The 12,912-nt window shown below is 60.0% G+C and carries 15 protein-coding genes; 12 read left to right on the forward strand and 3 right to left on the reverse strand.

Features of this window, described 5'->3' with window-relative positions:
• The first annotated feature begins 146 nt into the window (after positions 1-146).
• The 8 genes from BLT69_RS04160 (at position 147) to BLT69_RS11045 (ending at position 6,981) form a co-directional block, all read left to right on the forward strand.
• Positions 147-1,058 carry a hypothetical protein gene (locus BLT69_RS04160; RefSeq protein WP_157886345.1) on the forward strand — a complete coding sequence of 304 codons (912 nt, stop codon included), beginning with the start codon at positions 147-149 and terminating at the stop codon, positions 1,056-1,058.
• Complete coding sequence (locus tag BLT69_RS04165; RefSeq protein ID WP_092648478.1) at positions 1,058-1,381, forward strand: hypothetical protein; 324 nt, start codon at positions 1,058-1,060, stop codon at positions 1,379-1,381. The genes BLT69_RS04160 and BLT69_RS04165 overlap by 1 nt, the downstream gene beginning before the upstream one ends.
• 271 nt (positions 1,382-1,652) lie before the next feature.
• Positions 1,653-2,369 carry a translation initiation factor IF-3 gene (gene infC, locus BLT69_RS04170; protein ID WP_227469198.1) on the forward strand — a complete coding sequence of 239 codons (717 nt, stop codon included), beginning with the start codon at positions 1,653-1,655 and terminating at the stop codon, positions 2,367-2,369.
• A gap of 52 nt (positions 2,370-2,421) precedes the next feature.
• Positions 2,422-2,622, forward strand: coding sequence for a 50S ribosomal protein L35 (rpmI, locus tag BLT69_RS04175; RefSeq protein ID WP_058236483.1), 201 nt, complete (start codon positions 2,422-2,424; stop codon positions 2,620-2,622).
• A 32-nt stretch (positions 2,623-2,654) separates the two neighbouring features.
• On the forward strand, positions 2,655-3,038 hold the full coding sequence (gene rplT / locus BLT69_RS04180) for a 50S ribosomal protein L20 (protein ID WP_058236484.1): 384 nt from the start codon (positions 2,655-2,657) through the stop codon (positions 3,036-3,038).
• A complete protein-coding gene (locus BLT69_RS04185; protein WP_227469197.1) occupies positions 3,039-3,878 on the forward strand; it encodes a TrmH family RNA methyltransferase in 840 nt (279 codons plus the stop codon).
• Positions 3,875-4,867, forward strand: a complete 993-nt coding sequence (gene thiL, locus BLT69_RS04190; RefSeq protein WP_070725863.1) for a thiamine-phosphate kinase — start codon at positions 3,875-3,877, stop codon at positions 4,865-4,867. Before BLT69_RS04185 ends, thiL begins: the two co-directional genes overlap by 4 nt.
• Positions 4,868-4,920: 53 nt before the next feature.
• The gene (locus BLT69_RS11045; protein WP_257590407.1) at positions 4,921-6,981 is read left to right on the forward strand and encodes a hypothetical protein; all 2,061 of its coding nucleotides are present in this window, start codon (positions 4,921-4,923) and stop codon (positions 6,979-6,981) included.
• Positions 6,982-7,139: 158 nt separating this feature from the next.
• Here the strand turns inward: BLT69_RS11045 and rpmB are convergent, their stop codons facing one another.
• Complete coding sequence (gene rpmB, locus BLT69_RS04200; protein WP_058236488.1) at positions 7,140-7,334, reverse strand: 50S ribosomal protein L28; 195 nt, start codon at positions 7,332-7,334, stop codon at positions 7,140-7,142.
• 216 nt (positions 7,335-7,550) lie between these two features.
• On the opposite strand from rpmB, the gene BLT69_RS04205 reads away from it, so the two are divergent.
• Together BLT69_RS04205 and BLT69_RS04210 are read left to right on the forward strand one after the other, a co-directional pair.
• Entirely contained in the window at positions 7,551-9,128 is a 1,578-nt protein-coding gene (locus BLT69_RS04205) for a hypothetical protein (protein WP_058236489.1), read from the forward strand.
• Entirely contained in the window at positions 9,125-11,296 is a 2,172-nt protein-coding gene (locus BLT69_RS04210; protein WP_058236490.1) for an ATP-dependent DNA helicase RecG, read from the forward strand. Before BLT69_RS04205 ends, BLT69_RS04210 begins: the two co-directional genes overlap by 4 nt.
• On the opposite strand, the gene BLT69_RS04215 is transcribed toward BLT69_RS04210, so the two are convergent.
• On the reverse strand, positions 11,293-11,616 hold the full coding sequence (locus tag BLT69_RS04215) for a branched-chain amino acid transporter permease (RefSeq protein ID WP_058236491.1): 324 nt from the start codon (positions 11,614-11,616) through the stop codon (positions 11,293-11,295). The genes BLT69_RS04210 and BLT69_RS04215 overlap by 4 nt on opposite strands.
• Entirely contained in the window at positions 11,613-11,756 is a 144-nt protein-coding gene (locus tag BLT69_RS10790; protein ID WP_157843501.1) for a hypothetical protein, read from the reverse strand. Before BLT69_RS10790 ends, BLT69_RS04215 begins: the two co-directional genes overlap by 4 nt.
• A 71-nt stretch (positions 11,757-11,827) precedes the next feature.
• On the opposite strand from BLT69_RS10790, the gene rsmD reads away from it, so the two are divergent.
• Positions 11,828-12,397: a 16S rRNA (guanine(966)-N(2))-methyltransferase RsmD gene (rsmD, locus tag BLT69_RS04225; protein WP_058236493.1), complete on the forward strand. Its 570-nt coding sequence runs from the start codon at positions 11,828-11,830 to the stop codon at positions 12,395-12,397.
• On the forward strand, positions 12,394-12,909 hold the full coding sequence (gene coaD / locus BLT69_RS04230) for a pantetheine-phosphate adenylyltransferase (RefSeq protein ID WP_058236494.1): 516 nt from the start codon (positions 12,394-12,396) through the stop codon (positions 12,907-12,909). Before rsmD ends, coaD begins: the two co-directional genes overlap by 4 nt.
• The last annotated feature ends 3 nt before the right edge of the window (positions 12,910-12,912 follow it).

Below are 12,912 nucleotides of genomic sequence, written 5' to 3' on the forward strand. Positions count from 1 at the left end.
CGGCCACTTCACGGTGAAAGTAGACTAGGATTGAAGCGCTTTCATGCGTTAAATCTATTTACCGGGGGTATGGCACTATGTCCGAAAATGCGAATGGTAACGACCTGAGCTCACACTCGGAGACTCAGGGGAGTGCTGACTCGTACATGCCTCCTCCGCCACCACCCACCGATTCGCCAGAACCGCAGCAGGGGCAGGCACAGCAATACGCGCAAGCGACGCAGCAACCGCAGCAATATGCCCAGCAGCAGTACTATCAGCAGCCCAACCCGCAACAGTACTCGCCGCAACCACAGCCGCAGTTTGCTGCGATGGCTTCTGGCGCCGGGTCTTCCTACGCAGCGACCACGACTAAGTCCTCGTCCGGCAAGACTGTCCGCATCGTGTTGGTGGTCATCGGCGTACTGATGGCACTCGCGTTGATCGGGACAATCGCTTTCTACATCCTCAACAGCACGCGGACCCCTGAAAAAGCTGCTGAAGAATACCTGGGATATCTTGCAGCGGGTGACGCGAATGCTGCATCGCAGATGGTGGACCCCGGCAAACCCAATAATCAACGAGCGTTTCTGACAAACGAAGCAATGGCCGGCGCGACCGCGCGAATCGAAAATTTCTCGGTGACGCGAACTGATTCCGGCAGTGATGACTATTCACTCAGCTCCGACAAGCCGCGTGGAGTAATGCTGGATGTCGAATACTACCTTGATGGGCAAGTCGTCGATACGACACTTCAGGTCACCCCTGCCCAGCCCACCTTCCTCGTTCTCAAGAACTGGAAGATTGACGACACACTGGCCACAGAGATCACCCTCCAGCCAGGCACTTTTGACTCGGTCACCATCGGCTCTCAAAGCGTTCCGATCACGAACGATGATCAGAACTCCCAGGAGTATCAGACGTTCTACCTGTACCCCGGAATCTACCCAGCGCAGGCATCCTACGGATCCAATGAGTATGTGAACTATCCCGACAAGAGCCTGATCGTGGGGGCCCGGAGTCATCCTCGACGCTCTGGTGGGACGCACCCGAACCGACCGAAAAACTGCAGACACTGATGCTTGATCGGGCCAAGGAATTCGTGGAAAGCTGTGCCTCCATCGACGGTGGAAATCTGAATGAAGCATGCCCCAGCGGCGTGCAGAGCACCAAACTCGCTGTTCTGGAAGTGACCAAACTGCCCACCACCCTTGAAGACTTCACCGCATTTGAGTTCGTCACGGATAAGGCCACGATCAAGACCCAGACAAATCCGACCGAATTCAACAAGAACCCCTCACCGGACAACGTTGAATTCCGTGTGTCAGGCCAGGTGACATTCCCCGAGGGAAGCACTGAACCTGAAATCACTGAACTGAGGTCGTCAGGATCATGGTGGTAAACCGCGAGTGATTCGCATACCGCCGCATCTCAGTGACGAAGGCCCTGTGTGTGACCAGATGTTGCACGCGGGGCCTTCCACATCTGGCAGTGTGAGGCACCCCATGACGATCCTGCCTAATCTCGCTGGATTTGCCTTCGACGGCAGTGATACAGTAGCTGTCGATTGTCCGGGTACCGTACCCGGGACGTAAGCGGAGATACTCCCACCTTGATTCCCGCCTCAGGGGATCGGGTTCCTGGCTTGAGCCGATGCTGCGTGCAGCATCGCTGTGGCCACGTGGTGTCAGTCTCCGTTGCGTTGCGCACGGAGATTTTTTCGTGATGCACCACCATGGAAGGAGCCACCCATCAGCGAGCCTCGGATCAATGAGCGCATCAAAGTAAACGAAGTACGTCTTGTCGGCCCATCGGGAGAACAAGTCGGAGTCGTGCGCGTCGAAGACGCATTGCGTCTGGCAGACGAAGCAGGCCTCGACCTCGTTGAAGTGGCACCCAACGCGAAACCTCCAGTAGCCAAATTGATGGACTACGGCAAGTACAAGTACGAAGCCGCACAGAAAGCGCGCGACGCGCGACGCAACCAGGCAAACACCCAGCTCAAAGAGATCCGTTTCCGCCTGAAGATTGATGACCACGACTTCAACGTGAAGAAGAACCACGTGGAGCGTTTCCTGAACCAGGGAGACAAAGTCAAGGTCATGATCATGTTCCGCGGACGCGAGCAGTCTCGCCCCGAAGCGGGAGTTCGTTTGCTGGAGCGTCTGGCAGAAGAGGTCGGTGACATGGCGACGGTCGAATCCGTCCCACGTCAGGATGGCCGCAACATGACGATGGTGCTCGCCCCAACGCGACGCAAGTCAGAAGCAATGAGCGAACAACGCCGCCGCCGCAAGGCTGAGCGCGAAGCCCGCCGTGACAAGCAGGCAGAACGTTCCAGCAAGGAGCAAGCTCGCAGCGCCAGGAACGCTGAAAGCGCGGAACAGTAGCTACTTTCTTGGCACCAGTGCCAAGAGGTGTTGAAGGTTAGGAAACGACACTATGTCAAAAGGAAAGAACAAGACGCACTCAGGAACCAAGAAGCGCTTCCGCGTGACCGGTTCCGGCAAAATCATGCGTGAACGTGCTGGTAAGCGTCACCTGCTCGAGCACAAGTCTTCACGCCGTACTCGCCGCCTCTCCCGTGACCAGGTGCTGGCACCTGCAGATGCGAAGCGAGTTCGTACCCTGCTGGGTAAGTGATAGCGAAGACTTGTAGGTAAGGAGATAACAACATGGCACGTGTGAAAAGGTCTGTCAACGCCCGCAAGAAGCGTCGCACCACACTTGATCGCGCATCCGGATACCGTGGGCAGCGCTCACGCCTGTACCGTAAGGCAAAAGAGCAGGTCACTCACTCTTTCGTATACAGCTACCGTGACCGTAAGCGCCGCAAGGGTGACTTCCGTCGCCTGTGGATCCAGCGCATCAACGCTGCCGCACGCGCAAACGGCATGACGTACAACCGCCTCATTCAGGGTCTGAACCTTGCCGGCATCGAAATCGATCGCCGCATGCTGGCCGACCTGGCAGTCAACGACGCAAACGCCTTCGCAGCAATTGTGAAGACTGCCCGTGAAGCGCTGCCCGAAGACGTCAACGCTCCCAAGGCATCCTGATTGACTCACAATTTTCATCCTGAGCGCCCGCCTGTGATGGACAACCCGCGTGCCGACCGCGTGCGAACAGTCCGTTCACTCGGCGGGCGCTCAGCACAATCACGCACCGGACTCCTCCTGGTTGAAGGCCCAGGAGCAGTCCTCGAACTGGTGACATGGCGCCCCGAGTGCGTCACCGACGTCTACGTCACCGAACGAGTCGAGGAATCCCAGCCAGAAATCGTGGAGCAGGCCCGCCAGGCCACACGGTGGGTTCACCGCGTCACCGACGAGGTTGCTCACGCGATGTCCCCTGACTGTCAGGGCATCATCGCGGTCGCTCGACACGACGCGATTGTTACGCAGATGCCGAGCGTTGACGGACTGGCAGTGATCCTTGCGCGCATCCAAGACCCCGGCAACGTCGGTACGCTGATACGCACGGCCGATGCGATGGGTGCGCAGTGCGTCCTGACCACGGTGGGCACCGCTGACGTTCGCAGCCCGAAAGTGATCCGCTCAACAGCGGGATCAGTGTTCCACCTGCCGATCATGTCAGGCCTGACTTTCGATGCGGCGATCGAGCGCGCTCGCACCTGGGGTGCACTCGTCCTTGGGACGTCCGGAGGGCACGGATCTGTCAGCCTTCTCGACATTGACGAGGGCGACTCGCCGCTCCTTTCCCGCACACACGCATGGGTTTTCGGCAATGAAGCGCGAGGCCTGTCACCCGATGAAATGCGTCAGTGCGACCATCTGGTGTGCATCCCGATGGCAGGGAAAGCTGAATCTTTGAATGTGGCCTCGGCGGCAGCAATGTGTCTGTATGCGTCAGCACGCTCACGTACACTGACAGCATGAAGGTCCGAGACTGTGATGAAGGCGACCTGATCGCCCGTTTTGTCAATGTTCTTCCCCAAGGTGAGCGCACCATCGTCGGTTCAGGTGATGACTGCGCGCTGATCTCCTGCCCTGAACCCTCATTCCTGGTGACCACCGATACATTGGTCGGAGAGAGTCACTTTCTGAAAGCCTGGTCCACCGGCGCTGAAATAGGTGCGCGGGCTGCGGCCCAGAATCTGGCAGACATCGCTGCGATGGGTGGGCGCACGAGCGCGCTTGTTGTCTCCCTTGTTCTGCGCGGTGACTACGACGTTGACTGGCTTGTGGACATGGTGCAGGCCTTCGGTCAGCGTGCCCGTGAAGCGGGCGCAGGCGTGGTCGGCGGCGACCTGACCGGGGGAGAGGAACTGATCATTTCAGTCACCGCACACGGGTGGGTCGATGGGCCTCCCGTCCTGCGTTCAGGTGCACGACCCGGTGACATCGTAGCGATAGCCGGAACATTGGGGCGTTCCGGCGCAGGCCTGGAATTGCTGTCACGCCGCATCGTTGACCCCTCAGTTCATGACGATATCCTGCTGGGAGATTTCGCTGAAGCGGTGAGGATCTACCGTGCGCCCGAGCCTCCGCTGGAAGCCGGTCCGATTGCCGCTCGCCACAATGCCCACGCCATGATGGATGTGTCCGACGGGCTGGTGCGTGACGGAGGCAGGATGGCACGCGCGTCGGAGGTGATGCTCGAAATTGATTCGTCTCTGCTGGCCGATGACGTCGAGGCGCTGGATGCTGCTGCACAGGCATGCGGACATCACGCTATGGAGTGGGTCCTTTTCGGCGGTGAGGATCATCCGATGTTGGCTACGTTCCCGCCTCAGGTTGTGTTGCCCTCACCGTTCAGGGCAATTGGCGTGATCGGAGCAGTGAGCCCGGGAGATCAACCTGGGATTCGTCTTGATGGGCAGCGACTGAGTGGTGGCTTCGACCATTTCCGTCAAGACAATAGTTAAACCGATACACTAGGACTACGTGTAACCTGTCAATACGCTAGTGAGGGGACTTCATGAGCAACGAAAACGTTCATGATAGCAACCAGGACGCTCCAGTCCAGGGATCACAACCAAGTGAGCCTGTGACCGAGCCGGAAGCCGCCGAAGAACAGCCACTCAGTCAGCCGGAGCAACCTGCGCAGCAGCCGCAGTTTCAGCAACCAGTTGCTGACCAGTCGCAGGTGCAGCAGGGCCAGCAATATGCTCAACAGCCCATGCAACAGCCGCAGTACCAGCAACCGGTTCCGCCGCAGCAACCGCAGTACCAGCAGCCTTATGCTCAGCCCGCTCCTCAGCAACAGAGCCAGCCATACGCTCAGCAGCCATACGTTCAGCCTCAGGGCCAGCCCTATGCTCCACAGCCCATGCAACAGCCGCAGTACCAGCAACCGGTTCCGCCGCAGCAACCGCAGTACCAGCAGCCTTATGCTCAGCCCGCTCCTCAACAGCCTTACGCGCAGCCGGGCCAGCCCTATGCTCCACAGCCCATGCAACAGCCGCAGTACCAGCAGCCGGGCCAGCCCTACGTGCAGCAGCCTGCGCAACCAGCAAAACCAGTGCTCCCGCCAGCATTTATGGGCGAGCTCAAGGCCGGATTTGCCAATGGGCGCGGCCTCGCTGCCCTCGGCGCCGTGCTGGGGGTGCTCGTCGTCGTCTCATTCATCTTTGGCCTGTTCCTCATGCCTCTGGGATCGGCGATGGGCGGCGCGGCCGGCTCAGATGACTCCATACTGTCGGGCCCCTCGCCCCTCGTATTCGCCGGTGTTGTGCTGGGAGGCTACATCTTTGCAGGTGCTCAGGCTATGGGCTTCACAATAGCCGGAGGAACACTCTCAGTGCTGTTCATCCTCGCCTGGGCTGTCATCTGCACGCTGATCTGGGTCGTGCTCAAACGATTCTTCAAAGTCCAGCGCGATAACACCAACCTGGTTGCCCACCTAGTCCGCACAGTGCTGGAGGCTCTGGCTATTGGCCTCGTTACCTCGATCCTGTTCGGTTTTTGGAGGCTGCGGCTTGTCGCACCGCTCGACGGCGGTGACCTGTCCTTTGACAACCTCGGCAGCCTGTCAATGGGACCCGGTTTCTTCCACATCTTCCTGAACGTGACGTTCTTCGTTGGGATCACGCTTTTCTTTACTCGTAAATCTCTTCCTGCCAGCTGGAAAGACAACAAGTTTGTTGCGGAGCTGCTTACTGGTGCTCGCGAATTCGTTCAGGCACATGCGGTGCTCTTCGCCATCTTCGCTCCCTTCGCTCTGATTCTTGGGATCGTGTTTTTTGCCAAGACAGATGGCGTGTCCGTCACGCTGGTTCTGCCGCTGTTGGCCAACATCATCATCTGGATTACAGGCATGTGCTTCTTCGGTGGATTCTCGGTGGGTGGCTCAATGATGGACATGTTCGGTTCGGGTGGATCCTACGGTGGCAGTGGCACTGCCATGATCTGGAATTTCCACCCCATCGCCGCCGTCATCGGTTTCATCCTCGCCATCGTCGCCATCATCGCAATGGCGATCCACATCGGGGCTCGACGCACGCGCACCGGCTCGATTCAGTGGGCCAGGATCTGGCAGATGCCAGTCATCGGTCTTCTGGCGTGGCTCATTGTTGGCCTGTGGCTTTCCAACGTGTCGATGCATATGTTCGGTGAGAGTGCTTCTCTCGGCATGTCATGGTGGACGCCGTTCACGGTCGCCATCCTCGGACTCTTCTTCGCCTCACTGCTGGCCGAGATTCTTCCCGAAGCATTGGTCGACACGCCACTGCTGCCGTTGCTCGCTGGAAAGAAGACGGCGCAAGCCTGGCGTCAGCAGCCAGCTCCGGTTCAAGCTGCTCCTCAGCAGCAGTACGGGTACGGAAATGGGATTCAACAGGGCATGAACGCTCCTCAAGGCCCCCAAAACTCGGCGCAGTACAACCAGTACCCGCAAGGGGCAGCCGCAGCTTACCAGCAGGAATTCGGTTCGCAGTACCCGAATCAGGGGTACCAGCCTCCGGCTCAGGACCCGTCAGGATCAGCTGATAACCAGGCAGAACCGCCGTATCCGCCGCAAGACTCCTCACCTCAACAGTGAAAGTGAGTCGCTGAATCGATCACTGAAATGAAGATGGTCTCCGAACTGACTTCGGTCAGATCGGAGACCATCTCCACTTTTCAGATGCGCCCGGTTCCTGCCGCAGGCGCAAAAAATTCGCCGCCTACACTGTAGACGGCGAATCAGAAAGCAGCGTATCAGCGGGTGTGACGCGCCACCCGTTCAGACTTCAGGCACTTCGTGCACACATTCAGTCGCTTGGGTGTGCCGTCAACCAAGGTACGAACGCGCTGGATATTCGGGTTCCAGCGGCGATTCGTGCGCTTGTGGGAGTGCGAGACACTCTTACCGAAGCCCGGTCCCTTGCCGCAAACGTCGCATACGGAAGCCACGATGATCTCCTCTAAGTAGTCAGTTATCGTCCCAAATGAGACAGTCGATGTGGTGCGAATCCACCACGAGCAACCACAAAATGGTAGCTGATGGCAGGCCTATTCTCCAACTCTTTGAACCACATTGCCTGTGTCAGTTCCACCACATCTGCGCGCGAGCGACCAAAAGTGAGACGATAGGATCACCCGTGACTACTCATAGCGAAAGGCCTATCCGTGACCGGTGAACTCTCAGCACACACGCTGGCAATCACGCTGACAACAGCCGCCACGGAGCTGGCCAAATTGCGTCCCTTCCTGGATGACCTCGATGGATGGAACTCCCACGACTGCGACACGGGCACCAACGCGCTTCTGACAGTGGAATCCATGAGCCGCCTCGCCCCAACTGACCCGGACATGCCTCTGGCTGATTACCTCGACACGTTGGTCAGCGAGGGGATCCGCACAGGGCACGGACACGTCGGATTGCTCATTACCGCTCTATGGAGTGCCTGGGCACACGCCCTGCGACAAGAGTCCGGCGCAGATCTCAATCCGATCATCGTGCGACGGATGCTCACATCCGCCCCCTGGGATGCGCCCGACGCCCACGTGAATGTCGCACCTGCCCTTGCTGCAATGTTTGATGAGGCAACCAGCGAACTCGAGGTTCTGGGAGCAACGGTTCCTGATCAGAGCGACCTTGTCTCCCTGTATTCCAGCCAATTGCAGTATGGGCTGATCAACGCGACTGATGACTATATCGACGCAGGTGCAGCAGCCCTGATCGTCATCGCCGCATCACTGGACTGCACCATGCGTGACGATCCAGCCATCCTGGACTCACTGGCACGTATGATGAGCGACCTGGCTCATTCACATTCGCGCCTGGTTTCGACCGCTGCCCGCCCGCGCGACGCCTTCAATGTGGACATGATTGTGGCAGGCAGTACTGACGATGCCACGAATGCAGGCGACTATCTTGATGCACTGGAAGCTCGGTGGGCGGCAGTGGGAGCCACCGATTTGTTTGCCTATGGCACCTGGCGTTTCCGCATCGACACATCGGCGCCATTGGCAGTTCGACCACCCCACGGTACCGTCACCCGGTTTATGGTCCGTGACGGCCGACCCGACGAACTCATCGGCGTGGACACGCTCAGTGACGGTGTGACGCATCGCGGCGCTCAGCTCCTCGAACGCCGCACCCACCAGCGCATCGAACGCGCCACAGTTATAGCGATGACTCATGCACCCGGCCTTGTCGAAGACCTCGCACAGGCAGGAGCACTGACACTGCTCGACCCGAATGACCAGGACATTGAGGCCATCACTTGCGCCCTCGCGCATTCGTCAACAGGAGTGTCGCTCATTGCCGCCTGCGACAGTGCCAGCCGCGCACGTGCCGAACGTATTCGTGATGTATCGCCCCACACAGTCATTGTCGCCCCGTGCGAGGACGACCTGACAGCGCTGGAATGCACCCGAGCGTGCGCCAGCGCCTTCGTCCCACAGCCAGGCGGACCCACCGTCGCACCTGTCATGCAGACCATGCTGACTCAGTCAGCAGCGCGCGCAGCTGCAGCCAGCTTCGCCCTGGCCATAACCTATGATGCGGATGAGCAACTTCCTCTTGCCGTGCGGGAAGTCAAGGCGCGCGCCCCCAGACGCGTGCGTCTGCTGATCGGAGCTGCCGACGGTCCGAATCTGACGGCAACGGTTCGTCAGATGCTGGCACCTGACATCAATGAGCTCGAAGTAATTGACGGCGGACAGGCAGGCCCCAGCATTATTCAGGGACTGACCGTATGAACGGGTTTTCCACCTCCCTCGACGTCCCCCTTGCGCTGCGTCTGCCCGCCTCGACGGCGCGAAAACTTGCCGCACACGATCTGATCTCGGTGGCTGACCTGCTCACGTACGGGCCACGCAGGCTCGACCAGTGGGGCTCGCTTACACCGATCAGTTCGCTGCGCGAAGGGGACACGGTGACGATCCTCGCTGAAGTGCTCAGTGCCCAGATGATGCCCAACCGCACGCGCAAAGGGGTACGCTTCGTGGTTGAACTGACCGATGGGTCCGAGACGATCACCGCCACGTTCTTCGCTTCCACGCGCTATCGCCTCGCGCCCCACGAACGACTGCTCGAACCTGGTGCGCGCATGCTGTTTGCCGGCAAGGTCGGTTCCTACAAGGGGAAGGTTCAGCTGACAAATCCGCAGTTTGAAGGCGCGCAGGATGCCACGATTCCGGAGATCGTTGAACGCAGTCAGCGACTCATCCCCATTTACCCGGCCACTGCCTCGCTCAATTCGTGGACCATTGAGCGCGCTGTGTCTTTTCTGCTTCAGTCCATGCACGAGGGCGACCTGGCTGACCCCGTCCCGGAAACGATTCGCCGTGAAGCTGGTCTGCCTGATCTGGTCACCACGTTGCGCGCACTGCACGAGCCGGACAGCCGCGAGGACTGGAAAACTGCCCGCGCGCACATGGCGTGGCGTGAAGCATTCACACTGCAGGCTGGGCTGGCCTGCGTCAGACGCGGTAGTGACATGGAAAAGGCGCCGGTGTGTCCGCGAGGCGATGACGGTGCCGTCCAGGCTTTACGCGACTCCCTGCCTTTCGTCTTGACGGGCTCCCAGGAAACAGCGGTGGAGGCCATTTCACGTGACCTCATGCGCGAACGCCCCATGCAGCGCCTCCTGCAAGGCGACGTGGGATCCGGTAAGACGGTGGTATCGGCACTGGCCATGTGCCAGGTTATGGATTCAGGATTCCAGGCGGCGATGCTGGTACCCACCGAGGTCCTCGCTGAGCAGCACTACCAGTCCCTGCATGCCCTGATCGCGCGGATGACCACCCACGCGCCACGCATCGAACTGCTCACAGCTTCCACTCCGCGCGCCGAGCGCCGCACTCTGGAACGCGACCTTGCTGACGGCCAGCCCATGATCGTGGTCGGTACACACACTTTGCTGCAAGATAGCGTCACATTCGCGCACCTGGGCCTGGTTGTCATCGACGAGCAGCATCGTTTCGGTGTTGCCCAGCGTGACCACCTGCGCGGCGCGGCCACCGCTGCCACGCTGACGATCCCGCACCAACTGGTCATGACCGCCACGCCCATTCCGCGAACTGTCGCGATGACCGTGTTCGGTGACCTGGACCAGACGTGCATCAATGAGCTTCCACCGGGGCGTCGCCCCGTCAGCACATTCTTAGTCGATGTGGCCAACGCGGCGTGGATGCAGCGTCTATGGGAACGCGCCCGCGAAGAGATCGACCAGGGCGGCCGCATTTTCGTCGTCTGTCCACGTATTGATGAGGGAGACGACGTCGAAGACACCGATGCAGCTGACCACCGTCCACCGCTCGCATCCGTCCACGCGGTGGCGGCCGCACTGCGCACCCAGACAGCGTTGCAGGGTATCGGGATCGAGGAACTGCACGGACGAATCGGCAGTGCTGACAAGACCCGCATCATGGATGACTTCATTGCGGGTCGCGCCCCTGTCCTCGTGTCCACCACAGTGATCGAAGTGGGAGTGGATGTGCCCGAAGCGACCATGATGGTCATCATTGACGCCCAGCAATTTGGCCTCTCACAGCTGCACCAGTTGCGCGGCCGCGTCGGACGCTCGGATTCAGACAGCGTGTGCATGGCGGTACACCGCCACGACCTGTCGGCACCAGCCCGCGAACGGCTCGAGGCCTTCGCGCGCACGACAGACGGATTCGAACTGGCTCGCGTGGATCTGACGCTACGTCGAGAAGGCGACGTGGTCGGCGCCCAACAGTCAGGGCGCACCTCGGGACTGCGTTTCCTGTCGGTCTCACGAGATGGCGACATTATCGAGCAGGCGCGTGACGCTGCGCGACGCACCATCAGCGCAGACCCCACACTGGCCGATCACAGCGAACTTGAACGAGTCATCAGAGCGCGACTGTCCTCACAGGTCGCGTGGATGGAGCGTTCCTAGCCGACCACTGCTGACAGTGCGATACACACGACTGTTCCGCTGAGAATCGAAATCATGAGGTTGTGTTTCCACAGGTGCAGTCCGACCGTCACGACGAGGGCGACCAGTGTCGGCACTGTTGCCTGCAGGTCGCTCCACGCAACATCCATCATCGTGTAGACGCTCAAGATGGCCATGATGCCCACAGCCATGCGCCTGCCCAGCCATTTGATGAGGCGAGATTCGCGGATCGGGGCGAGCAACGCGAACGGCACGGCGCGCAGCAACACGGTGACAATACCGGCTACCGCAAGGATCGCAATCAGATACATCGTATTCATCGCCTCTCCTTCGCGGCGAACATGACAACCAGAACCAGCACATAGGCCGACATGGCGATGACCAGCATTGATCCGGGCACAACAATCGCGGCCGCCACGCACAGGCGCCCCGCATATGCCACGTCGTGTCCGATGCTCACCGAAATTATGGTGGCACGAGGGCCAGTGGCCGCGATGTATGTCCACGCTGCGAACCAGTAGAGTAGGTCCCATGACACGGATTGTGGCCGGAGAGGCAAAAGGGCGCGTACTGAAGGTGCCTGCACGCGGAACGCGGCCCACATCGGAACGCGTGCGCGAAGCACTGTTCTCACGCCTGGATGCCATGAATATGTGCGATGGGGTAGCGGTACTGGACCTGTACGCAGGGTCGGGAGCGCTGGCCTTCGAGGCCCTCTCACGCGGAGCAGCCCGGGCTGACATGGTGGACAGTTCACGTCAGGCTGCCCGCGCCATGAGTACGAACGCAGCGATGATGGGCTACGAAGATCGCACGCGCATCCACACCCTCGACGCGCTGGCGTTTGTGCAGTCAGGCCGCGTGAGCAGCCCGGTTGACCTGGTGTTCGTGGACCCTCCCTATGATTTGGCACAAAATGCGCTCGCGGCCGTGCTGGCCGGACTCGCGGCGCACCTGTCGCCAGACGCCCTCGTCATTGTGGAGCGATCAACCCGCTCACAGGCGCCAGACCTGCCGGATGGCCTGGTGTGCGAAGATCACCGTCACTGGGGTGAGACTGCCGCGTGGTTCATTGGCCGTGCCGATAGGGTGGAGTCATGACGCAACGCCAGCCACTCATCGCAGTGATCCCGGGATCCTTCGACCCCATCACCTGCGGCCATGTCGACATCATCGAACGCGCTGCACGTTTCGCGGACCGCATCATCGTAGCGGTGGGGATCAACTTAGCGAAAACCACGATGTTCGATTCTGCGGCGCGTATCCGCATGGCGCAGGCAGCGTGTGCCGATCTGGACCCCGCCATCGCCGGCCGCATCAGTGTGGAGAAAATGGACGGCACGGCGATTGATTTTTGCCGCTCCCACCAGGCACGCGTGATCGTCAAGGGAATCCGAAACGCTGCCGACATGCAGTGGGAAGAGGTCCAGGCGTGGGTGAATCGCACTCACGGTGAGGTGGAAACATTGTTCCTCCCCACCGCGCCGGAGCTGGCACTCGTTTCATCCAGCATCGTACGCGAACTGTTGGCGTGGCAAATGGACGCTTCTCGGTATGTTCCACCGGCAATTGTGCCGATGTTGACGGACAATAAGACTCATAGACACTCATGAGGC

The organism is Schaalia radingae (genome assembly GCF_900106055.1).
GTDB classification, from domain to species: Bacteria; Actinomycetota; Actinomycetes; order Actinomycetales; family Actinomycetaceae; genus Pauljensenia; species Pauljensenia radingae_A.

Excerpts from the sequence above, each read along its gene's own strand:
- BLT69_RS04160 (WP_157886345.1), top strand. The coding sequence starts at position 147 with ATGCCTCCTCCGCCACCACCCACCGATTCGCCAGAACCGCAGCAGGGG.
- BLT69_RS04165 (WP_092648478.1), top strand. The coding sequence starts at position 1,058 with ATGCTTGATCGGGCCAAGGAATTCGTGGAAAGCTGTGCCTCCATCGAC.
- rpmI (WP_058236483.1), top strand. The coding sequence starts at position 2,422 with ATGTCAAAAGGAAAGAACAAGACGCACTCAGGAACCAAGAAGCGCTTC.
- rplT (WP_058236484.1), top strand. The coding sequence starts at position 2,655 with ATGGCACGTGTGAAAAGGTCTGTCAACGCCCGCAAGAAGCGTCGCACC.
- thiL (WP_070725863.1), top strand. The coding sequence starts at position 3,875 with ATGAAGGTCCGAGACTGTGATGAAGGCGACCTGATCGCCCGTTTTGTC.
- BLT69_RS11045 (WP_257590407.1), top strand. The coding sequence starts at position 4,921 with ATGAGCAACGAAAACGTTCATGATAGCAACCAGGACGCTCCAGTCCAG.
- BLT69_RS04210 (WP_058236490.1), top strand. The coding sequence starts at position 9,125 with ATGAACGGGTTTTCCACCTCCCTCGACGTCCCCCTTGCGCTGCGTCTG.
- BLT69_RS04215 (WP_058236491.1), bottom strand. The coding sequence starts at position 11,616 with ATGAATACGATGTATCTGATTGCGATCCTTGCGGTAGCCGGTATTGTC.
- rsmD (WP_058236493.1), top strand. The coding sequence starts at position 11,828 with ATGACACGGATTGTGGCCGGAGAGGCAAAAGGGCGCGTACTGAAGGTG.
- coaD (WP_058236494.1), top strand. The coding sequence starts at position 12,394 with ATGACGCAACGCCAGCCACTCATCGCAGTGATCCCGGGATCCTTCGAC.